Origin of the sequence: Natrinema pallidum, from assembly GCF_005890195.1 — an archaeon.
Lineage (GTDB): Archaea > Halobacteriota > Halobacteria > Halobacteriales > Natrialbaceae > Natrinema > Natrinema pallidum.
In genome coordinates this window covers 3,099,775-3,121,694 of sequence record NZ_CP040637.1, presented here as the reverse complement: position 1 = coordinate 3,121,694, position 21,920 = coordinate 3,099,775, and the positions used below count along the sequence as shown (strand labels likewise).

The following is a 21,920-nucleotide window of genomic DNA, read 5'->3' as shown; positions in this document are numbered from 1 at the left end:
GCCTTAAGTAGTAACCAGCGATTGTGATTATATACGAAGAAAGAGGCGGCGTGCGTGGTGCACTCCGCTGCTTTGGATGGGTTCAGTCCGAAGGGGTTATGTACCCCAGACGACCTACGAATACATCCGCACGAGATGAGGATTCCACCCCTGCGGTCCGCCGTACAGATGGGATCTGATGTTAGCCTTGGTAGTTCGGTGACGCTCGATCGGTCGACGATCCGTGTGTCATCGAACGTGGACCATTGTGTGAGTGTGTACCAACATTCACCGCCAACAGACCCTCTCCCACCACGGGAGAGTACAGATAGCATTCCGGTTGATCCTGCCGGAGGTCATTGCTATTGGAGTCCGATTTAGCCATGCTAGTTGCACGAGTTTAGACTCGTAGCAGATAGCTCAGTAACACGTGGCCAAACTACCCTATGGATCCAAATAACCTCGGGAAACTGAGGCTAATGTGGAATAGCGTTCATCGCCTGGAGTGGCACGAACGCGAAACGTTACGGCGCCATAGGATGTGGCTGCGGCCGATTAGGTAGACGGTGGGGTAACGGCCCACCGTGCCCATAATCGGTACGGGTTGTGAGAGCAAGAGCCCGGAGACGGTATCTGAGACAAGATACCGGGCCCTACGGGGCGCAGCAGGCGCGAAACCTTTACACTGCACGCGAGTGCGATAAGGGGACTCCGAGTGCGAGGGCATATAGTCCTCGCTTTTCACGACCGTAAGGTGGTCGTAGAATAAGTGCTGGGCAAGACCGGTGCCAGCCGCCGCGGTAATACCGGCAGCACGAGTGATGACCGCTATTATTGGGCCTAAAGCGTCCGTAGCTGGCCACGCAAGTCTATCGGGAAATCCGCGCGCTTAACGCGCGGGCGTCCGGTGGAAACTGCGTGGCTTGGGACCGGAAGACCAGAGGGGTACGTCCGGGGTAGGAGTGAAATCCCGTAATCCTGGACGGACCACCGGTGGCGAAAGCGCCTCTGGAAGACGGATCCGACGGTGAGGGACGAAAGCTCGGGTCACGAACCGGATTAGATACCCGGGTAGTCCGAGCTGTAAACGATGTCTGCTAGGTGTGGCACAGGCTACGAGCCTGTGCTGTGCCGTAGGGAAGCCGTGAAGCAGACCGCCTGGGAAGTACGTCCGCAAGGATGAAACTTAAAGGAATTGGCGGGGGAGCACTACAACCGGAGGAGCCTGCGGTTTAATTGGACTCAACGCCGGACATCTCACCAGCATCGACAATGTGCAGTGAAAGTCAGGTTGATGACCTTACTGGAGCCATTGAGAGGAGGTGCATGGCCGCCGTCAGCTCGTACCGTGAGGCGTCCTGTTAAGTCAGGCAACGAGCGAGACCCGCACTCCTAATTGCCAGCAACACCCTTGCGGTGGTTGGGTACATTAGGAGGACTGCCAGTGCCAAACTGGAGGAAGGAACGGGCAACGGTAGGTCAGTATGCCCCGAATGTGCTGGGCGACACGCGGGCTACAATGGCCGAGACAGTGGGATGCAACCCCGAAAGAGGACGCTAATCTCCGAAACTCGGTCGTAGTTCGGATTGAGGGCTGAAACTCGCCCTCATGAAGCTGGATTCGGTAGTAATCGCGCCTCAGAAGGGCGCGGTGAATACGTCCCTGCTCCTTGCACACACCGCCCGTCAAAGCACCCGAGTGGGGTCCGGATGAGGCCGACGCAACGTCGGTCGAATCTGGGCTCCGCAAGGGGGCTTAAGTCGTAACAAGGTAGCCGTAGGGGAATCTGCGGCTGGATCACCTCCACAGACCGGGACCAGGCCGCCGCGCCTGGCCCACCTTTGCAGTTCACGTTCGATCGACCAACGTCTGGCCGATCGGGCACCTTTGAACTACCAAGGCTAACGTGTCACTCCCTGTCCGCCCCTTGTGGGCGGACGTGGGCCCATAGCTCAGTGGTAGAGTGCCTCCTTTGCAAGGAGGATGCCCAGGGTTCGAATCCCTGTGGGTCCATGTCTCGGAGGACGATCGAACCGTGTCCCTTAAGTGGGAGACGGAACTTCGATCTAATCCGAACAACGAACCGATGCACCACCCCGTGTAAACGCGGGTGGGAAGGGTTAATGCAGGCCGGCCGTCTACCGGCGTGCAAATGAGACCGTGTGTACGTGTAGTCCAGGCGTCCACTGGACCCGTTCCCGGGTCACTACGTGATCGCACTCTGTGCGATCGCCGATCCGATGAACGTGGCTACTGTGCCAGCTGGTGGATCGCTCGGCTTGAGAGCTGATGAAGGACGTGCCAAGCTGCGATAAGCCTGAGGGAGCCGCACGGAGGCGAAGAACTCAGGATCTCCGAATGGGAATCCCCACCGCAATTGCTTCGCGCAATGGGGAACGTCGAGAATTGAAACATCTTAGTATCGACAGGAAAAGAAAGCAAACGCGATGTCGTTAGTAATGGCGAATAAACGCGACACAGTCCAAACCGAAGCCCTTACGGGCAATGTGGTGTTCGGGCTGACTCTCAGCAGCAGAACGGCGAGGCGAAGTCTCTTGGAATAGAGCACGATACAGGGTGACAGTCCCGTACCGTTGACAAGTATGCTGTGCGTCAGTCCCAGAGTATCGGGGGTTGGATATCCCTCGTGAATATCGCGGGCATCGACCGCGAAGACTAAACACTCCTCAAGACCGATAGCGAACAAGTAGCGTGAGCGAACGCTGAAAAGCACCCCACGAAGGGAGGTGCAATAGGGCGTGAAATCAGTTGGCGATGGAGCGACAGGGCACACAAGGTCCCGGACAAAACGAATCAGGTGCGAACCTGTAGTAGGAAGTTTGGGAAGCCGGTGTTCTGTCGTACGTTTTGAAAAACGAACCAGGGAGTGTGCCTGTTTGACGAGTCTAACTCGATTATCGAGGAAGGCGAAGGGAAACCGACATGGCCGCAGTGCTTTGCACGAGGGCCGCCGTGTTCAAGCGCGGGGAGTCAAACGGGCACGACCCGAAACCGGACGATCTAGGCGTGGGCAAGATGAAGCGTGCCGAAAGGCACGTGGAAGTCTGTTAGAGTTGGTGTCCTACAATACCCTCTCGTGACCTACGTCTAGGGGTGAAAGGCCCATCGAGTCCGGAAACAGCTGGTTCCAACCGAAACATGTCGAAGCATGACCTCTGCCGAGGTAGTTTGTGGGGTAGAGCGACGGATTGGGGGACCGCACTCCGAGAGGAGTGCGCCCCCCTGTCCAACTCCGAACCTACAAACGCCGCTCGACGCAGGGAGTCCGGTGCACGGGGTAAGCCTGTGTACCGTGAGGGAGACAACCCAGAGCTGGGTTAAGGTCCCCAAGTGTAGACTAAGTGCGATCGAAGGTGGTCTCAAGCCCTAGACAGCCGGGAGGTGAGCTTAGAAGCAGCTACCCTCTAAGAAAAGCGTAACAGCTTACCGGCCGAGGTTTGAGGCGCCCAAAATGATCGGGGCTCAAGTCTACCACCGAGACCTAGCAGCACCTTTCACAAGGTGATCTCGTAGGTTGGCGTTCTGTTCGGGTGGAAGCACGGAAGAGGTTTCGTGTGGACCGTTCAGTAACGAAAATCCTGGTCATAGTAGCAGCGTTAGTCGGGTTAGAACCCCGACGGCCGAACGAGTAAGGGTTCCTCAGCAATGCTGATCAGCTGAGGGTTAGCCGGTCCTAAGTCAGCCCGTAAGTCGAAGCTGACAACAGGGAAATAGGTTAATATTCCTATGCCAGTGTGCACTCAAAGCCGACGCTTTGGGGCCGCCTGAGCTGGGCTTTCGCCCAGTCGAACAGTCGAAATTCGTGGAAGCCGTAATGGCACGAAGCGAACGAATGGCTGGATCGCGCAAGTCAGGCCAACCTAGAGCCCGTGAAAAGGCGAGCACACTGTCCGTACCGAGATCCGACACAGGTACTCATGGCGGCGAAAGCCAAGGTCTGTCGGGATCAACCGACGTTAGGGAATTCGGCAAGTTAGTCCCGTACGTTCGCAATAAGGGATGCCTGCCTCGCGAAGAGGCAGGTCGCAGTGACTCGGACGCTCCGACTGTCTAGTAACAACATAGGTGACCGCAAATCCGCAAGGACTCGTACGGTCACTGAATCCTGCCCAGTGCAGGTATCTGAACACCCCGTACAAGGGGACGAAGGACCTGTTAACGGCGGGGGTAACTATGACCCTCTTAAGGTAGCGTAGTACCTTGCCGCTTCAGTAGCGGCTTGCATGAATGGATCAACGAGAGCGTCACTGTCCCAACGTTGGGCCCGGTGAACTGTACGTTCCAGTGCGGAGTCTGGAGACCCCCAAGGGGAAGCGAAGACCCTATAGAGCTTTACTGCAGGCTGTCACTGAGACGTGGTCGCCATTGTGCAGCATAGGTAGGAGGCAGTACACAGGTACCCGCGCTAGCGGGCCACCGAGCCAACATTGAAATACTACCCGATGGTGACTGCGACTCTCACTCCTGGCGGAGGACACTGGTAGCCGGGCAGTTTGACTGGGGCGGTACGCGCCTGAAAAGATATCGGGCGCGCCCCAAGATTTCCTCACCCGAGTCGGAGACTCGGGGAAGAGCGCAAGAGCAAAAGGAAGTCTGACAGTGTCCGGCACAACGACGGACGCTGACGCGAAAGCGTGGTCTAGCGAACCAATTAGGCTGCTTGATGCGGCCAATTGCTGACAGAAAAGCTACCTTAGGGATAACAGAGTCGTCACCCGCAAGAGCACATATCGACCGGGTGGCTTGCTACCTCGATGTCGGTTCCCTCCATCCTGCCCGTGCAGAAGCGGGCAAGGGTGAGGTTGTTCGCCTATTAAAGGAGGTCGTGAGCTGGGTTTAGACCGTCGTGAGACAGGTCGGCTGCTATCTATTGGGGGTGTTACGGTATCTGACGGGAACGTTCGTATAGTACGAGAGGAACTACGAATGGGTGCCACTCGTGTACCAGCTGTCCGAAAGGGCACGTGCTGGGCAGCGACGCACCACGGGGTAAGAGCTGAACGCATCTAAGCTCGAAACCCACCTGGAAAAGAGATACCATTGAGGCCACTCGTAGAAGACGAGATCGATAGACTCGGGGTGTACGCACCAAGGCAACGAGGTGTTGAGCCCGCGAGCACTAACTGGCCAAGCCACACATTCATACATTACATCGCATTGGATCCGTGACGCGAGAACGGGTCCGGACGTAAACTGGACTACACGTACACACGGTCTTGGACACACCAACCGATACTGGCATTGCAACGGTTCGATTCCGTTGATTGGCGTTACGGCGGCCATAGCGGCGAGGAGCCTCCCGTACCCATCCCGAACACGGAAGATAAGCTCGCCTGCGTTACGGTTAGTACTGGAGTGGGCGACCCTCTGGGAACTTCGTTTCGCCGCCACCACTCATATCGACCAATTCGGTCGACGGTTACCGATCGTGGTCTTGCGGCGGTTCGATTCCGCCGATCGGCATTACAGCGGCCACAGTGGCGAGGTGCCTCCCGTACCCATCCCGAACACGGAAGATAAGCTCGCCTACGTTACGGTCAGTACTGGAGTGGGCGACCCTCTGGGAAATCCGTTTCGCCGCTTCCATTCATATTTCCTCCCCACACAGCACCTGCTGTGTGGGGTTTTGTATTTATTTTACGACTGCGATACCATCGCCTGCTACTCGAGAGCGAGCCAAAAAACCGTAGTCGCGTCGGCTTAGACTAGTTCGATGACGTTCCCGTTCGAGGTAACGTGGAGATCGCGGCCGAGCGTGTAGCCGCGGTTGGATGCCAGTTCGACGTACCCCGAGAATCCGCTCATGTCCTGGTGGGCCGGGATGATGTGCTCGGGCTGTAGTGCATCGAGCATCTCGTAGTGGCCCTCCTGACAGAGGTGACCGGACACGTGAATGTCGTCATAGATGCGTGCACCCTGCATGCGGAGTAGCTTTTCGGCCTGATAGCGCTGGCCTTCGTTCGTCGGCTCCGGAATGACCCGCGCGGAGAAGACGACTTTGTCGCCGTCCTCGAGCTGGTACGGTGTTTCGCCACGGCCCATTCGCGTAAGCGTTGCTCGAGGTTCACCTTGATGACCGGTGACGACGGGAAGGAAGTTCTCTTTCCCCTCGTTCATGATTCGCTCGAAGGTCTGCTCGATGGATTGGCGATAGCCGACCATCTCGACGTCGGAGGGGAAGTCGATCCCGATCCGTTTTGCGGTTCCGGAGTAGGTCTCCATCGAGCGGCCGAGGAGAATCGGTTCGCGACCGATGTCGCGGGCGAACTCGATGAGTGACTTGACGCGTGCGATATGACTCGAGAAGGTCGTGGCGACGATGCCGCCATCGTAGTCCTCCATGCTGTAGAGGGCGTCGCGCAGGTGTTCGCGGGCGACGGTCTCGGAGGGCGTGCGTCCTTTCTTGTTCGCGTTGGTACAGTCTTCGATGTAGCAGAGGACGCCATTGCCCTCGCGACCGATCTCGCGGAACCGCTCCATGTCGATCGGATCGCCGATGACGGGCGTGTGGTCCATCCGTTTGTCGAGCCCGTAGACAACTGCGCCTTCGGGGGTGTGAAGAACGGGATTGATGGCCTGGACGATCGAGTGCGTCACGTTGACGAACTCGAGGTCGACCGCGCCGGAGTCGCCGATCGACATCGTCTCGCCGGCTTCCATCTTGACGAGGTCGTTGTCGGTGTTGAACTTCCCTTCCTCCTCGAGTTCGCCTTTGACCAGTTCGATGGTGAACGGTGTCGCGACGATGGGTGCGTCGTACCGGTGTGCGAGTTTACTGATCGCACCGATGTGGTCCAAGTGGCCGTGGGTGGGGACGATCGCTTTGACATCCCCTTCGAGGTCGCTCATGACCCGGTCGTCGGGGATCGCGCCCATATCGATCAGGTCGAGACTGTGCATGCCTTCGGTTCGGATGTTGTCGTGAATGAGTACCTTCGAGAGGTTGAGTCCCATGTCGAAGATCACGATGTCGTCACCGGCGCGGACAGCTGTCATCTGTCGGCCGACTTCCTCGTAGCCGCCAATTGTCGCAATTTCAATGTCCATTGGTAGGGCCGATCATAGCAGTCCTGTGGACAGTCGTGCAGCCGGAATGGCTACTGGGAGCTGCGTCCTGCAACGTGAGCCGGCTTCGATCACGTCCTCGGTGGGTCGAATCGACGGCTCAGTCCCAACTGTGCCAGGGACAGCGCCTGTTTCGGTTAGTGAATCAACGACTCTCCCGACGTAAGTAGTTCTGGGTTTCAAGGCGAGTTCGGGGGCAGGTGTGGTCTCGAGGCGACTGTCGCGAGTGGAACACTGGCGTTCGATCGGGTGAGCACACGAGCCGCGTCGCCGTTCCGCACTGGAGTCGCGACGGACAGACCGGTTTCCGTCGGTGTCGTGATGAGGAGAACGTGACTCGGAAGCACTGGCTGTGGCCGCGGGCCGTCTCGTCGACGACCGGTGTGGTGTTTCCAGACTGAGTTGCTGTCTGCCGGTCGGACTGGGATCGGCGCGGGCGAAGCGTGGCTGTGTGGCGGTGGATGAGCCGCGATCCCGTCGGGTACGTGAGTTCGAGCGCGTGTGTATGGGGTAAAACCGAGTTACCTGTCGATATACTGTTGTTCCCACTCCCGGCGCTGTTCGATGGTCTGGTGGCCGCGGTCACTGATCTCGTAGTAGTTAGTGCGCCGGTCGAGTTGCCCCTTCTCGACGAGGTCTTTGTTGACGAGCGTATCGAGATTGGGGTACAATCGCCCGTGGTTGATTTCGCTGTTGTAATACGTTTCGACCTCGTCCTTTACGTCCTGCCCCGACGGTTGATCGGCCCCTGCGATCACGTACAGCAGGTCGCGTTGAAACCCAGTCAGATCGTCCATTTTGTATTCGGGTGGACGGACGGGAACCCGACTATTTGTTATCGATTTCGTATCAACCGGTTCGAATACGTTCAACGGAGCTAACTGAGTCATTCGTAGTACTGTCCGTCCTTTCGTCTAGTAACCACGTCCTACAGCCGGCCGTTTAGTTCCAATCCGGTGTCACAGCCGAAAATCTCGGACGGTGAAACGATCAACACGCTGATCACGGCGCTGTCATGCGAGCAGGTGTCCGTGATGAGCAGGCTACGACGGCATCCGTCCGCTGCTAGAACCCGGTTGTTGTGCTCCAGTGATGGTGATCGACGATCGAGTGGGACCCCTCACTGGGACAGCGGGTTCGGGCCGAGCGGCCGGTCGGCGATAGCGTCCGCTGGTTGTCGAGTTGGATTGCGAAGAATGATATTCGAAGTGTGAAACCCGTTACCGAACGTAAAAAGCCGTATTACAGGCGGGTGACGTTGGTGGCGCGGGGGCCTTTGGGGGCCTGTTCGATATCGAATTCGATGTCTGTGCCTTCTTCGAGGTCCGGACCGCCAACGTCTTCCATGTGGAAGAAAACGTCATCGTCCGCGTCGTCCGTCTCAATGAAACCGTAGCCGCCTGTGTCGTTGAAGAAATCAACGTTTCCTTTCGCCATTGCAATTCAATCGAGGCCCGGGACACGTATAACAGTTGTGTTATAGGTCGTGTGTCGAAACAAAAATAATTAGTGCCGAAAGACGACGATCGGACGCCATATCGCTCGAGAACCGGCCCCTCGGTTTTCACTGCCCACTGATGAGTTAACTCTCGAGAAGGTCAGTAGGAGGGCGCTCTGTGCCGGAACGGTCGTCTGGGGCGTGCTGATGGGGTCACTTGCTAACGGAAGGGGTCGACGAACGCAGTCGATCCGGCCCGGTCCGGGGCGATCCGAACCGACTGTTCGTCCAGAGTCGGGGTCGAACTCACCGTGGTCTGTTCGGCAGGCTTTCGACTGGGATGGTCGAACGGACTCGAATCCGATCCCGTCCATACTCGAGTACTCCGTGAATAGCACCGTTTAGGTGGATTCGGTGGATACGCCGTCCTATGAGTCAGACACAGACCCGTCACGGGCCGACGATCGCACAGGTCGCGCTGATCGGTCTCTTCGTGACGGCGCTCGTGACTGCACAGTTGACCGCCTCGAAGGTGCTCGCGTTCGAACTTCCCGTTGCGCTGCCGATCACGGGGGCGCAACTCGCGTTACCCGGTGCCGCGCTCGCGTACGCGCTGACGTTCCTCGCGAGCGACTGTTATACCGAACTCTACGGGCGTCGTGCGGGACAGATCGTCGTCAACGTCGGCTTCGTGCTGAACTTCGTCGTTCTCGCGCTCGTCTGGTCGACGATCGCCGCGCCGGCGGCCCCCACGAGTGTCGATCCCGGCGCGTTCGAGACGGCCCTGGGGGCGTCGACGAACATCGTCATCGGGAGCCTGCTCGCGTACGTCGTCAGCCAGAACTGGGACGTGATCGTCTTCCACCGCATTCGGGAGTCCACCGGCCCCGAGAAACTTTGGCTCCGTAACATCGCCTCGACGGCGAGCAGTCAGGCGATCGACACCGTCATCTTCGTCACGGTGGCGTTCGCCGTCGCACCCGCTGTCCTCGGCGTCGGTGCGGTCCTCGAGCCCGACCTCTTGCTCTCGTTGATCGTCGGCCAGTACCTGCTGAAACTCGCGATCGCCGTTCTGGACACGCCGATCGTCTACGCTATCGTCTCGCTCGTGCGCTCGCGCAAGGAGGGATCGGCCGAGGACGCCAGTACCGCCTAAGCGCCCACGGTTCGCAGCCACTCTCCGCATAGCCGCCCTGGGGGTTTCGGTTCGAACGGGGAGCGTTTAGTAGCCCGCTCGAGAGGGTTGAATATGGACGAACGCGTGCGCGAACACGCCGCCGTGTTGGTCGACTGGAGCGCTCGAGTCGAAGCGGGCGATGACGTGGTCCTCTCGGTGGGACCCGCCGCCCACGAACTGGCGGTCGCCGTCGCCGAGAAACTCGGTGATAGGGGGGCGAACCTCCTCGCGACCTACGGCTCGGGCGAGATCACCCGCGCTTACCTCCGGGCACACGACGGCGACTTCGACGAGAGCCCGGCCCACGAACTCGCCGTCGTCGAGAACGCCGACGTCTACCTCTCGCTTGGTGGGGGCCGGAACACGAGCGCGATGGCCGACGTTCCCGGCGAGCAGCGCCGAGCCTACAACGAGGCGCGAACCGAGATTCGTGAGCGGCGACTGGGGACCCGCTGGGTCTCGACGGTCCATCCGACGCGATCGCTCGCCCAGCAGGCGAACATGGCCTACGAGGAGTATCGGGACTTCGCCTACGAGGCGATCCTGCGGGACTGGGAGTCGCTGGCCGACGAGATGGCCCAGTTGAAGGAGGCCCTCGATGCCGGCTCCGAACTGCGGCTGGTCTCGAGGGGCACCGATCTCACCATGAACATCGAAGGGCGGACGGCGGTCAACAGCGCCGCGTCGGTGGCGTACGACTCGCACAATCTCCCCAGCGGCGAGGTCTTCACCGCGCCCGACGCGACCGAGGGCGAGGTGACCTTCGACGTGCCGATGACGATCCGGGGCGAGTCCGTCAGGAACGTCCGCCTCGAGTTCGACGACGGCGAGGTCGTCGACTACGACGCCGCGCAGGGTGGAGATGTCATCGACGACATCCTCGAGACCGACGCGGGTGCACGTCGACTGGGTGAGGTCGGCATCGGAATGAATCGCGGAATCGACCGCTACACGGACAATATCCTCTTCGACGAGAAGATGGGCGAGACCGTTCATCTGGCGCTCGGGCGAGCCTACGACGCCTGTCTCCCCGACGGCGAGTCGGGCAACGAGTCGGCCGTTCACGTCGATCTGATCACTGACGTAAGCGAGGAGTCCGTCCTCGAGGTCGACGGGGAGGTACTCCAGCGAAACGGCGTCTTCCGATTCGAGGACGGGTTCGACGCGTAGTTCCGCCGCGCATCGTCCGTCCCCCATGCCGGAGGCGGACCCCCCGTCGATCGGCAGCGGCCGGGGTGGGCTCGGTGTGGCTCCGACCGCGACGGCCGAGGGTCCTGTCGGCAGTCTCCGTCTCCGTCACGTTCTCCAGTCTCGAGCCCTAACGACGACTATGCGCGATCGGCTCCGGGCCGGCGTTGCCGTCTTCAACGACGGCCACTACCACGCCGCCCACGACGCTTGGGAGGACCGCTGGCTCGATCTCGAGTCGGGGAGCGACGACGAGCGACTGCTCCACGGCCTGATTCAGTACAGCGGCGCGGTCTATCACGCCCGGGAGGGGAACTGGGAGGGGGCCGTCGGGCTCGCGGCGAGCGGCGGCGGGTACCTCGCGAATCTACCGGCTGACTATCGCGATCTCCGACTCGCGCCGGTTCGTTCGTTTCTCGCACGGCTTGCGGCCGATCCCGAGATCCTCGAACGCAGGGTGCCAGTTCGAATCGAACACGAAGGCACGCTCCCGACGCTGTCGACGCTCGGGTTCGAGCCGACGGCGCTCGCCGCCGTCGTGCTCGCCGAGGCGTTCGGCTACGACGAGGAGCCGGTCGACCGAGCGCGCACGTACGCACGCCAGGATCTCGAGGCCGGCGCGGACGACAGCACGTTCATCACGCTGCTGTTCGATTTCGTCCGCGAGGACGAGAATCGCGGGATCGTCTATCAGCGGCTCACCGATCACGTCGGCAGGCGGCGGGCGCGCGAGGAGGACGTGAAGGGACTGTTCTGAACGGGTTTCCACGGGTCTCGAGCGACGAGTGCCACGGTTGGCCGTACGTCCGCCGAACCGCATGGTACTTATCGACGCTTTCCCTTCCACCGAACGAATGGCACAGTCAGTCCTGCTTACGGGGGCTGCGGGGCGGGTCGGAGAGGCCATCCTCGGCGGCCTCGCTGATGACCACGAGTGGCGATTACTGGATCGAAATCCGCCGACCGACGACCAGCCGGGCGAGTTCGTCGTCGCGGACATCACCGACGACGATGCCGTCCGCGAGGCGATGGACGGGATCGATGTCGTGATCCATCTCGCGGGCGACCCGCGCCCCGAAGCGCCGTGGGATAGCGTGCTGACCAACAACATCGACGGCACACAGACCGTTTTCGAGGCGGCCGTCGACGCGGGCGTCGAGAGCGTCGTCTTCGCCTCGTCGAACCACGCCGTCGGCAACTACGAGACCGACGCGCGCACGCCCGAGCTGTACCGCGAGCACGACGACTATCTGCTCGACGGCACCGAACTCCCCCGCCCGAGCAACCTCTACGGGGTCTCGAAGGCCGCCGGCGAGACCCTCGGCCGGTACTATCACGACGAACACGACCTCTCGGTCGCCTGCGTCCGCATCGGCAACCTCACCGAAGGCCATCCGCCGATCGACTACGAGCGCGGGCAAGCGATGTGGCTCTCATACCGGGACTGTGCGCACCTGTTCGATCGCTGTATCCGCGCCGATTACGGGTACGAGATCGTTTACGGCATCTCCGACAACGACCGGAAGTACTACTCGATAGAGCGCGCCCGCGAGGCCCTGGGCTACGACCCGGAGGACAACTCCGCGTACTACGACGGCGAGGAGCGGGTCGCCGAACCGGACGCCTGATCGGTCGCGATCGGACCTCGTTCCCGTGTTCCCCTCGAGAGCCGGCAACCGATTCCGACGAGCCACGACGTTTTGTCGTCGGCGGTCACATTCCCAGCCATGGAGTACACCACGCTCGGATCGACTGGGATGACTGTCAGCCGGATTTGTCTCGGCGGTATGAGTTTCGGGACCGGCCAGGAATGGATGCTCGAGCCCGAGGAAAGCAAAGCACTCATCGAGCGCGCGATCGATCTCGGGATCAATTTCTTCGACACTGCGAACGTTTACTCGACGGGCGAATCCGAAGCGATCCTGGGCGAGGCTCTCGACGGCTACGACCGCGATTCGCATGTCGTCGCGACGAAGGTCTTCGGTGACATGAACCCGGAGAATCCGAACGCGAGCGGGCTCTCCCGTAAAGCCATCGAGCAGGAACTCGAGGCGAGCCTCGACCGGCTGGGCATGGACACGATCGATCTCTATCAGACACACCGCTGGGACTACGACACGCCGATCGACGAGACCCTTCGCGCGCTCGACGATGCGGTCCGTCGCGGACAGGTGCGGTACGTCGGCACGTCGTCGATGTGGGCTCACCAGTTCGCAGATGCGCTCCACACCAGCGACGCGCTGGGCCTCGAGCGGTTCGTGACGATGCAAAACCACTACAACCTCTTCTACCGGGAGGAAGAGCGGGAGATGTTACCCCTGTGCGAGCGGGAAGACATCGGTGTCATCCCGTGGTCGCCGCTGGCCCGCGGCGTCGCAACCCGGCCCCACGAGGAGATCGAAGCCACGACGCGCGGCCGAACCGACCAGTACCTCGAACAGATGTCGTACCTGCAGGGTGGCGGCACGGAGATCAACGAACGGATTCAGGAACTCGCCGCTGACAAGGGCGTCTCGATGGGGCAACTCTCCCTCGCCTGGCTCCTCCACAAGGACTGGGTCGACGCCCCCATCGTCGGGACGACCAGCGTCGAACACTTAGAGGATGCCGTCGAAGCCCTCGAGATCGACCTCTCGAGTTCCGACATGGAGTATCTCGAGGAGCCCTACGAGCCGCTGCCGGTCGCGGGCCACGAATAAGGATCGTCTTCCGCGCCGGGAACGGCGTCCATCCTCGAAACTGTAGCCGTAGCTGACGCTCCGAGAGGCCGACGGCCATCGCAATCCCCTTGCACGCCGCACTCGAGTGTCCGTCCATGTCCACGGACACGGCACCAACGGATGCCGAGGCCGCCTGTTTCGAGGCCGGCATCAAGTTCGGCTCGCTCTACCACCAGTTCGCCGGCACACCGGTCTCGCCCGATACTGCGCCGAGTCTCGCGGCGGCGATGGCGGACTCGATCGAGAATCAGCCCCACTGTCGCGAGGTCACCGTCGACGTCCGTACCGACGAACTCGAGGCCGCGCTCGCCGAGTCGACGGCCGACTACACCGAACTGACGGGCCGCTTTCTCGAGGTCGAGATCGTCGTCGACTACGAGGGCTGTGAGGTCGTCACCCGGATGGAAATGGAGGACGGCTATCCGTTGATGCGACTCGAGTCGGTTCGGAGTCGGGAGTAAGCTTCGCTCTTACCGGAATCGAACTCGAGCCTTCGAGCAGTCACGAGGCTCTGCTTGACCGTGATCGATCTCGAGGTCGCGGCGATCGACCACGCCGACAGACACCGGTATACCGTCACTCGAGACCAGTATCGGGAGATCGGGTCCGATCCGTAACTGCGTTGTAGCACCTCGTTACCGGTCCGACGCATGCTAACAGCGGACGGACCTGGCAGGAATAAGACCATTCTGTTCGAGGTCGTTCCTTTCGAAACGCCACTACCGTTTGGCCGATATCGGTCCGCTTCCGACCGATTTCACTTTCACTTTCGGGCTATCTTTTAACCATAGTGCCCGCAAAGACGATGACATGAGCCAAGCCACGCTCGGCGACGACGAGGAACTGTTCGGCGAAGCGGCCAACGAGATGCGCGAGGACGTCGAAACCTCGCTCGAGGCGGCCTGGGCGGCGCTGCCCGACGCCGACGATATCTGGGAGACCGACGCCGACAACGTGCTGGGTGTGCTCAACGGACTCAACTCGGCGCTCGAGGCGGGCGACGCCGAGGAGAACCTCCGCGATGCGAAGAAGTGGTTCACCATGGGCCAACGCGCCGACGCCTTCGACGACGCCGCCGATCTCGAGGCGGAAATCGAAGCCCTCGAAGCAGCCGTCACGGATATTTCCGCGGCCGGCGACCAGGTCGGCGAACTCACGTCGACGGTTCCGGCCCTTCGCGGAACGCTGCAGGATGCCGGTCCCGCGGCGACCGACGACGAGCCAGCGGACGCCGACACGGATGCGGACGAAGACGAGGAGTAACCGCTTCCCGCCGCCGACGGACCGCTCGCCTGCACCCCCTACCGGCGCTCGGGCCGCGAGACATCGCGCTCGGCGACCGCCTCGAGCAGCCGAGCCAGCGCGTCCGCCGCTAACTCGAACAGTTCTGCACCCCGCTTGGCGTCACCGTCGTCCGGATCGCCGACGACTCCGTTTTCCGTAAACTCCGCCGCGTCGTAGGCCATGTTGACGTAGCTCGTCCAGTCGCCCCAGCCGTCGGCTCCGCCGGCTCGAGCCGCTTCGATCCGGTCCTCGCGGATCAATGCCGGCTCGAGGTGTCGCAGGAGTCCCGTCTCGAGGGGGCCGCCGTGGCCCATCTCGTCGCTGTGCTCGCCGACGGCTTCGAACCAGGTGAAGGGGACGGCGTACGCGTCGCCGGCTCGCGTGAGCCGGCCGCCCACCTCACGGAGGGCATCGACGTTGCCGCCGTGGCCGTTGACGAGGACGACCCGATCGAACCCGTGGTGAGCGAGGCTGTCGACGGCCTCGCCGACGTAGTCGCGGAACGTATCCTCGGAGACCCACATCGTTCCGGGGAACTGCCGGTGCTCCTCGGCGATCCCGACCGGAATCGCCGGCGCACGCACGACCTCCCGGTCGACCCGCTCGATCCCGGCGTCGGCGATCGCTTCGGCGGTCAGCACGTCCGTCCCGAGAGGCGCGTGGGGGCCGTGTTGTTCCGTGCTTCCGACGGGGACGACCGCAAGGTCCGTCTCGAGGTCCCGAACGTCCGTCCACGTCGCCGTTGTGAGGTCCATACCGGAGTATGCCGACCGTGTCGGCATGAAACCCGCGGTGGTCGACACGCCCCGGTCTCGCTCCCCGGACCCACGGACCCTGCATGTTCCCGCCCGAGCGTTATCCACGCTACCGTCGAAGAGGGGCCGTATGAACCGCGGCGCTGCCCTTCTCGAGTCGATTCGCGACTTCGTCCCGCAGTGGGGTGTGGCCGTTGCCGCGGCCGTCACTCGACTCGGCGACGGCCTGCTGTTGCTCGCGCTCGGCATCGGCGCGTCGTGGGCGATCGCGTGGCGACGGACGGGGCAGCGCGGCCGGCAGTTCGGGACCGGCCGGCCCTCTCGACGGCCCGACGGACCCTGGTTCCTCGCCGTTATCGTCGGCGGCCTGGCGACGATGACGGCGCTGAAGCACCTCTTTTCCTTACCGCGTCCCGAACTCGCGACGGTCGAGTCGACCGTCTTTCCGTCGCCGATCCGCTCGGTGTCCCGCTCGAGCGCGAGCGCCGGCGGCTACGGCTTCCCGAGCGGTCACGCGGTCGGTGCGACCGTCACCTACGGGCTGTTCGCGATGGTGTTCGAGGCGGGGACGCGACGCCTCCGTCTCGCGGGGGCCGGTGTGATCGTCACCGCCGTCTGTCTCACGCGGCTCGTGCTCGGCGTCCACTACCCGCTCGATGTGGTCGCAGGCGTCGTCGTCGGGTGGTGTTATCTCGCCGGCGTGCGGTGGCTCCTCGAGCGGTCGCCGTTCGATCGAACGGCAACCGCGTTCGCACTCGCATTGGGACTCGCCGGCGCGGCGATGGTCGCCAGCGGCCGTGCGGACAGTGCCGTCGCGTACGCGGCGCTCGCGGCCGGCGCGCTCGCGGGCTGGACCCTCGAGCAGTCGACACCACCGCTCGGGTCGACGGCCGTCGACCGACGCCGACTAAAGCCGGTGGCGCTGCTGGTCGCGGTCGTTTCCATCGCCGCCGTCGTCGGGATCGGCGTCTCGAGCGGGCCGTCGAAACTGCTCGTTTCGGCTGCCCTTCTCGGCTTCCTGTCGACACTGCCGGCACTCGCCTTGTCGCGCGTGCGAATGGTCGTCCAGCGCCGCTTGCAGCGGTGTCACGGCGAACGCAGGCCGAACCCGTTTGCGTCGCCGACCCCTTCGCGTACGTATGTCCGACGATAGCCGCGAACGCGGCGTCGAACTCGGCGAGCTACGGGAGACGCTGGAGCGCGAGGAGTATCCCATCGGCCACGACGAGTTGCTCGAGAAACACGGCGACGAAACGGTCGAGATGAGCGGCAATACCACGACGCTCGCGGATCTCATCGGGCCGCTGGGCGAAGACGAGTATCGGGATTACGGTGCGGTCGAGCAGGCGATCATGAATATGGTCGGCGACGAGGCGATCGGACGGAAGAACTACAGCGACCGCACGCCGCCCGCAGCGGGCGAAGAGCGGCAGGACGAGGGCGGACCGGGGCAAGACGACCAAGGAGAGCAGGAATCGTTTTAGGCCGCTGGTCGGAGACATCGACCGCGGCGTCGATCGCAGCACTCGTCAGTCGTCGTCGCCGACTTCGGTCCGCGCCTGCCTGCGCTGGGCGCGCTCGATGAACTCCGCGGGAAGCTCGTCGATCTCGCCGGCCTGCACGCCCCAGAGATGCGAGTAGAGTCCGCCGTTCGCGAGCAGTTCGTCGTGGGTCCCCCGCTCGACGATCTCGCCGCCCTCGAGAACGAGGACCTGATCGGCGTCCTTGATCGTCGAGAGCCGGTGGGCGATGGCGAACGTGGTTCGATCCTCGGCGAGGTCGTCGATCGAGCGCTGGATGAGCATTTCCGTCTCGGTATCGACGTCGCTGGTGGCCTCGTCCAAGACGAGGATGTCGGGATCTTTGAGGATCGCGCGGGCGATGGAGATCCGCTGGCGCTGGCCGCCCGAGAGCTTGACGCCCCGTTCGCCGACTTCGGTGTCGTAACCCTCGGGGAGGTTTCGGATGAACTCGTGGGCCTCGGCCATCTTCGCGGCCTCGATCACGTCCTCGCGGTCCGCGTCGAAGGCCCCGTACGTGATGTTCTCCTCGACGCTCCCGTAGAAGAGGAACGTGTCCTGGCTGACGTAGCCCAACGATTCGCGCAGGCTCTCGAGGGTCACGTCCCGAATCCGTTGGCCGTCGACCCGGATCTCCCCCTTGTCGACGTCGTACATCCGCAAGAGGAGTTTGAGGACCGTCGACTTGCCGGCCCCGGTGGGGCCGACCAGCGCGAGCGTTTCGCCGCCCTCCACGGTGAAATCGATATTCTCGAGGATCGTCTCGCCGTCTCCCGACTCACGGCGGTCGCCGTCCGACTGAGCGGCGGCGCGCCGGGTCTCCCCCTCGCCGTACCCGAAGGACACGTCGTCGTACTCGACGCGGCCCTCGGTCACCTCGAGATCGGGGGCGTCAGGCTCCTCGCCGACCCGGTTGGGCTCGTCCATCAGCCCGAAGATGCGGGCGCTCGAGGCGCGAGCCCGCTGGTACATATTGATGATCTGGCCGAACTGCGCCATGGGCCAGATGAATCGCTGGGTGTAGAGGATGAAGACGACGAACATGCCGGTGCTGAGGTCGCCCGAGAACGGGCCCGGTGGCCCCTCGATGACCCAGAGCCCGCCGACGAGGAAGGTAACGACGAAGCCGATCCCCGCGAGCACGCGCAGGCCGGGGAAGAACTTGATTCGCGTCCGAATGGCCCCCCAGTTGGCGTCGAAGTACTCCTTGGAGACGGCTTCGACGCGGTCGGACTCGTATGCTTCGGTCGTACTGGACTTGATGACCTGAATCCCGCCGAGGTTGTTCTCGAGTCGGGAGTTGACCTTACCGACGGTTGAGCGGACCTGTGCGTACTTAGGTTGGATCGTCCGGATGAACAGGTACGTGAAGGCGGCGATTAACGGCACCGGGAGCAGGGCGACCAGCGCGAGTTGCCAGTTGATCGCGACCAGCAGCCCGCCGATACCGAGCACCATCACGAGCAGCCGGAACAGGGAGTTCAGCCCGTCGTTGAGGAACTTCTCGAGGCGGTTGACGTCGTTCGAGAGGATCGACATCATCTCGCCGGTCTGCTTGTCGGCGAAAAAGCCCATATCGAGGCGCTGCATCTCGTCGTAGGTATCGGTCCGGATGTCGTGTTGGACGTTCTGTGCGAAGGTGTTGAACCCCCAGTTTCGGGTCCAGTGAAAACCCGCCGAGAGAAGGAAGGCACTCGCGATGATCCCGATCGTCAGCCAGAACTGCGCCAGCCGTCCCTCGGGGACGGCGGACGCGACGAGCCCCCCGCCGACTGGGAACGCCTCCGCGTACGGGATCTCCTGACGGATCACGGCGTCGATCGCGACCCCCAACATGAGCGCCGGGAGCAGGTCCAGAATCCGTGCGAAGAAACTCGCGATGATGCCGATAACTGCAGCACCCGTGTAGTTCGACCCGTACTCGAGGAACAGCCGCTTCATCGGATTCTCGACCTCTTCGCGCTGTTCCTCGAACGGATCGTCCGCGTCCGGCTCGGCGCTATTCATTGGCCGTGCTCAGGGGTCGCCGGCAATAAGGATTATCGATGCACCGACCCATGCTCGGCGGCGACCGCTACCGGCACGATCGGCTCGTGTTCCGCCCTCGTGACGGCCTGCGTGAGCGTCTCGGAGCCGCTCCCGATAATACCGCCCCGATTCTCGAGGTCAATGTCGACCTCGTCCCCGACTTCGATGCCGGTCTCGTTCGCGTAGCCGCGTGGCACTTCGAGGACCCACTTCCCGCGCCCGGTGTATCTGAGCTCCTCCCCGTCCTCGTCGGGACCGGGCGCACGGGCGTGGTGAATCGTCGTGATCTCGCGGTCCGCGTCGATGAAGACGATGTCGATATCGAAGTCCATCCCGCGCATCACGTAGGTCTGTTCCCGTTCCTCGTCGTGGACGAACAACATGCCATTACCCGACTCGAGGGAGTCGTGGTCGCTCAACCCGGTGTACCGCTCGACACCGGAGTCCGCGACCGCCACGTCGACGACGGCTTTGGGGGTGCGGTTACCGTCACCGTCCGCAGTCGCCTTCTCGTCGCCCCCGCCATCGAAAACACGGATCTCACCTCTGTCAGGTGCCCACGGAGCCGAGACGAGCCCCACCTGAACGAGAAGCAGGCCGACGAGAGAAAGACCGGCGATCACGAGTAGACCCCGCAATACGTACTCGACTGCCATGCAGATGTCCTGCACGACGAGAGAGTAAAGGTTATTCGGACGGACCCACTCGTTGCGGATGCGGGCTCGTGGTCTAGCTGGTCATGACGCGGCCTTTACAAGGCCGAGGTCGGTGGTTCGAACCCGCCCGAGCCCACTATTGCTGGCGCGAACGATTTCGTGAGCGCCGGCAGTGTGACGAAAAGACGGTCCGAATCAGGGAACCGCTTCGCTGTGACCGTGGTTCGAACCGGCAGGATGTCGTCGCCTCAGTCCGACGAACGACCGCGGTAGTCCCCTCGAGTCGGCCGAATCCATGTCCCTCTCGACCCGAGATCAACCCGGACCGGTCACTGCTTGAGTCGCGCGACGTTTTCGCGGATCTGGCCGAGGAGGCCATCCCCGGATTCGGTCTGGAGCGCGGCGTGCAGCGTCGAGTTCTCCGGCTCGTCCTCGACGACGATCCGGAGGTACGGCTCGAGCTGTTCGAAGTTGTCCGCGAGGACGACGGTATGGTTGTCCTCGTCGTGGTCGACGACGCCTGCATCGTCCAGTTTCGGGACGTGACACTGGACCGATGAGACGTAGACGCTCTTGTATTCGTTCTTCGCGACTTCGTCGGGCGGCACGTCGTGTTCCCAACCCGCGACCGTCTCCGCCAGCGTCGAGAGTTCGATCGGCTCGTCGTGTCCGCGCAACGCATAGAGGAGGTAGCGACGGCGGCGGTTCGCCAACAGCTCGAGGATGGTGTTGGCGTCGAGTTCTCGGGCCTCCTGACTCGAGGTAAGGGCTGCCATAACACGATATTACTCCCCAGTGCTGAAAAGGGTGTCTTGAATATCCGAAATTCCAACAGACGGCGGGTAATCACGTATAGAAATCCCGTATCGTTCACGTTACTCGGTTTCCCGACACTTACTCGGACCGTCGAACCGGTATCGGGTCTCCTGTAAGTGGCGTGGAACACCGATTCCGATTCGAAATCCTTTTTTATACCCTGGACGGAGAATGGAGTAGGCCGCCTTAGCTCAGACTGGGAGAGCACTCGACTGAAGATCGAGCTGTCCCCGGTTCAAATCCGGGAGGCGGCATCCTTTTGCGATTCGTTGCAGATTGGCCGTACAGCGGTGGATTTCGGCAGTGTTTCCCCCGCGATTTCCGGCGAGATTTGAACCGGCTCACGAACGTCCCCATCGCCGTCGGGCGTTTCGTTATTCACGAAAACACCGTGGGCGAAGCCGTAGTCCCTAGTGCCCGCGTGCCGATCCAGAATATTAACTGTACGTGGAGCGTTCCGCTCCACAATGACGGTTACGACTGAATTACGGCTCCGATCAGCCTCGCTGCCGCTTGTGGAGCTTACGGCGTCACTGCAACCCGACGAGGTCGAGTGCGTACACGCACTCTGTCTACAGTCGGACGTTCGGATATTTACCGTCCGGATCGATTCGACGGACGATGTCTCCGACGACGACCTCGCGGCGCTCGAGGAAGTCGTGGAGGTGACGGCGCTCGGACGCACGAACGGGAAACGGATGTACCAACTCACCGTCGAACTCGCGGACGCCATCTCGGAGGCGTTCGACCCCGACCGGTTCGACGGGGCGCAACTGGAGCCGACGACCATCACGCCGGAGGGCTGGTACGAGAAGAAGGTGTTCAAAGACTACGAGACGTTCGCCGAGTTCCGAACAAGTTGTGAGGAGCACGGTATCCCCATCGAACTCGTCTCGATCACCGCTGACGCCTCATCAACTGCTGACTCGTCACGGCACGGATTAACCGACCGCCAACACGAGGCGCTCACGCTCGCGATCGCTCGCGGCTACTACGACAGCCCACGCCGAACCTCGATGGAGGCGCTTGCCGAAGAGTTGGGCATTTCACAACCCGCGCTATCGACCCTGCTCCGTCGTGCGGAGCGGCAGGTCCTCACGTCCGCGCTCGACGCACGGAAACACGTCGAGACGGTCTCCAGCTAACATCGCCTGCATGTGCCCGTATCCGGATACTGACGATGGGACCAGTCTCGAGCCGCTGACAAGGAATTCGTCGGCGATCGAGTTCGGATCACCGACGGACTTCGGGGATCGCTGCTTGACGAGCCGG

Annotated in this window: 17 protein-coding genes, 3 tRNA genes and 4 rRNA genes; 17 read left to right on the top strand and 7 right to left on the bottom strand. The window is 62.1% G+C overall.

Annotation, left to right across the window (positions count from 1 at the left end):
• Positions 1 to 312 precede the first annotated feature (312 nt).
• The 5 genes from FGF80_RS15515 to rrf (FGF80_RS15495) all read left to right on the top strand — a co-directional run bounded on the left by FGF80_RS15515 (position 313) and on the right by rrf (FGF80_RS15495) (position 5,587).
• Positions 313 to 1,786: ribosomal RNA gene (locus FGF80_RS15515) — 16S ribosomal RNA — on the top strand.
• A 135-nt stretch (positions 1,787 to 1,921) separates the two neighbouring features.
• A tRNA-Ala gene (locus FGF80_RS15510) sits at positions 1,922 to 1,993 on the top strand.
• A 228-nt stretch (positions 1,994 to 2,221) separates the two neighbouring features.
• Positions 2,222 to 5,142 (top strand): 23S ribosomal RNA (locus FGF80_RS15505).
• Between the two features lie 130 nt (positions 5,143 to 5,272).
• A 5S ribosomal RNA gene (gene rrf / locus FGF80_RS15500) occupies positions 5,273 to 5,394 on the top strand.
• Between the two features lie 71 nt (positions 5,395 to 5,465).
• A 5S ribosomal RNA gene (rrf, locus tag FGF80_RS15495) occupies positions 5,466 to 5,587 on the top strand.
• The 16S, 23S and 5S rRNA genes sit together here with 1 tRNA gene alongside, the layout of an rRNA operon.
• 114 nt (positions 5,588 to 5,701) lie before the next feature.
• On the opposite strand, the gene FGF80_RS15490 is transcribed toward rrf (FGF80_RS15495), so the two are convergent.
• The 3 genes from FGF80_RS15490 to FGF80_RS15480 form a co-directional block, all read right to left on the bottom strand.
• Positions 5,702 to 7,048 carry an RNase J family beta-CASP ribonuclease gene (locus FGF80_RS15490; RefSeq protein ID WP_006187178.1) on the bottom strand — a complete coding sequence of 449 codons (1,347 nt, stop codon included), beginning with the start codon at positions 7,046 to 7,048 and terminating at the stop codon, positions 5,702 to 5,704.
• Between the two features lie 539 nt (positions 7,049 to 7,587).
• Complete coding sequence (locus FGF80_RS15485) at positions 7,588 to 7,863, bottom strand: helix-turn-helix transcriptional regulator (protein WP_006187179.1); 276 nt, start codon at positions 7,861 to 7,863, stop codon at positions 7,588 to 7,590.
• A 445-nt stretch (positions 7,864 to 8,308) separates the two neighbouring features.
• Positions 8,309 to 8,503 (bottom strand): cold-shock protein, encoded by a 195-nt coding sequence (locus FGF80_RS15480; protein WP_006187181.1) that lies wholly within the window; start codon positions 8,501 to 8,503, stop codon positions 8,309 to 8,311.
• Positions 8,504 to 8,934: 431 nt separating this feature from the next.
• Here FGF80_RS15480 and FGF80_RS15475 point away from each other — a divergent pair, with 431 nt between their 5' ends.
• The 7 genes from FGF80_RS15475 to FGF80_RS15445 all read left to right on the top strand — a co-directional run bounded on the left by FGF80_RS15475 (position 8,935) and on the right by FGF80_RS15445 (position 14,852).
• Positions 8,935 to 9,660, top strand: a complete 726-nt coding sequence (locus FGF80_RS15475; protein WP_006187183.1) for a queuosine precursor transporter — start codon at positions 8,935 to 8,937, stop codon at positions 9,658 to 9,660.
• A gap of 93 nt (positions 9,661 to 9,753) precedes the next feature.
• Positions 9,754 to 10,851: an aminopeptidase gene (locus FGF80_RS15470; RefSeq protein WP_006187184.1), complete on the top strand. Its 1,098-nt coding sequence runs from the start codon at positions 9,754 to 9,756 to the stop codon at positions 10,849 to 10,851.
• A gap of 160 nt (positions 10,852 to 11,011) precedes the next feature.
• Complete coding sequence (locus FGF80_RS15465) at positions 11,012 to 11,626, top strand: DUF309 domain-containing protein (protein ID WP_049908260.1); 615 nt, start codon at positions 11,012 to 11,014, stop codon at positions 11,624 to 11,626.
• 97 nt (positions 11,627 to 11,723) lie between these two features.
• Positions 11,724 to 12,497: an NAD-dependent glucose-6-phosphate dehydrogenase Azf gene (gene azf / locus FGF80_RS15460; protein WP_138654998.1), complete on the top strand. Its 774-nt coding sequence runs from the start codon at positions 11,724 to 11,726 to the stop codon at positions 12,495 to 12,497.
• 99 nt (positions 12,498 to 12,596) lie between these two features.
• Positions 12,597 to 13,568: an aldo/keto reductase gene (locus FGF80_RS15455; protein WP_138654996.1), complete on the top strand. Its 972-nt coding sequence runs from the start codon at positions 12,597 to 12,599 to the stop codon at positions 13,566 to 13,568.
• A 116-nt stretch (positions 13,569 to 13,684) separates the two neighbouring features.
• On the top strand, positions 13,685 to 14,050 hold the full coding sequence (locus FGF80_RS15450) for a dihydroneopterin aldolase family protein (protein ID WP_006187188.1): 366 nt from the start codon (positions 13,685 to 13,687) through the stop codon (positions 14,048 to 14,050).
• Between the two features lie 349 nt (positions 14,051 to 14,399).
• Positions 14,400 to 14,852 carry a DUF5790 family protein gene (locus FGF80_RS15445; protein WP_006187189.1) on the top strand — a complete coding sequence of 151 codons (453 nt, stop codon included), beginning with the start codon at positions 14,400 to 14,402 and terminating at the stop codon, positions 14,850 to 14,852.
• 38 nt (positions 14,853 to 14,890) lie between these two features.
• On the opposite strand, the gene FGF80_RS15440 is transcribed toward FGF80_RS15445, so the two are convergent.
• On the bottom strand, positions 14,891 to 15,628 hold the full coding sequence (locus FGF80_RS15440; protein WP_006187190.1) for a creatininase family protein: 738 nt from the start codon (positions 15,626 to 15,628) through the stop codon (positions 14,891 to 14,893).
• A 130-nt stretch (positions 15,629 to 15,758) separates the two neighbouring features.
• Here FGF80_RS15440 and FGF80_RS15435 point away from each other — a divergent pair, with 130 nt between their 5' ends.
• Positions 15,759 to 16,781 (top strand): phosphatase PAP2 family protein, encoded by a 1,023-nt coding sequence (locus FGF80_RS15435; protein ID WP_138654994.1) that lies wholly within the window; start codon positions 15,759 to 15,761, stop codon positions 16,779 to 16,781.
• Positions 16,768 to 17,112, top strand: a complete 345-nt coding sequence (locus tag FGF80_RS15430) for a DUF5789 family protein (RefSeq protein WP_006187192.1) — start codon at positions 16,768 to 16,770, stop codon at positions 17,110 to 17,112. The genes FGF80_RS15435 and FGF80_RS15430 overlap by 14 nt, the downstream gene beginning before the upstream one ends.
• 45 nt (positions 17,113 to 17,157) lie before the next feature.
• Here FGF80_RS15430 and FGF80_RS15425 read toward each other — a convergent pair whose 3' ends face one another.
• Positions 17,158 to 19,155, bottom strand: coding sequence for an ABC transporter ATP-binding protein (locus FGF80_RS15425; RefSeq protein ID WP_138654992.1), 1,998 nt, complete (start codon positions 19,153 to 19,155; stop codon positions 17,158 to 17,160).
• A 32-nt stretch (positions 19,156 to 19,187) separates the two neighbouring features.
• Positions 19,188 to 19,832 (bottom strand): DUF192 domain-containing protein, encoded by a 645-nt coding sequence (locus tag FGF80_RS15420; RefSeq protein ID WP_138654990.1) that lies wholly within the window; start codon positions 19,830 to 19,832, stop codon positions 19,188 to 19,190.
• Between the two features lie 62 nt (positions 19,833 to 19,894).
• Between FGF80_RS15420 and FGF80_RS15415 the strand changes: the two genes are divergently transcribed.
• A tRNA-Val gene (locus FGF80_RS15415) sits at positions 19,895 to 19,968 on the top strand.
• A gap of 193 nt (positions 19,969 to 20,161) precedes the next feature.
• Here the strand turns inward: FGF80_RS15415 and FGF80_RS15410 are convergent.
• Entirely contained in the window at positions 20,162 to 20,608 is a 447-nt protein-coding gene (locus tag FGF80_RS15410; RefSeq protein WP_006187195.1) for a DUF7344 domain-containing protein, read from the bottom strand.
• A gap of 220 nt (positions 20,609 to 20,828) precedes the next feature.
• Here FGF80_RS15410 and FGF80_RS15405 point away from each other — a divergent pair.
• Together FGF80_RS15405 and FGF80_RS15400 are read left to right on the top strand one after the other, a co-directional pair.
• Positions 20,829 to 20,902, top strand: a tRNA-Phe gene (locus FGF80_RS15405).
• 213 nt (positions 20,903 to 21,115) lie between these two features.
• On the top strand, positions 21,116 to 21,793 hold the full coding sequence (locus tag FGF80_RS15400; RefSeq protein WP_175417045.1) for a helix-turn-helix domain-containing protein: 678 nt from the start codon (positions 21,116 to 21,118) through the stop codon (positions 21,791 to 21,793).
• Positions 21,794 to 21,920 lie beyond the last annotated feature (127 nt).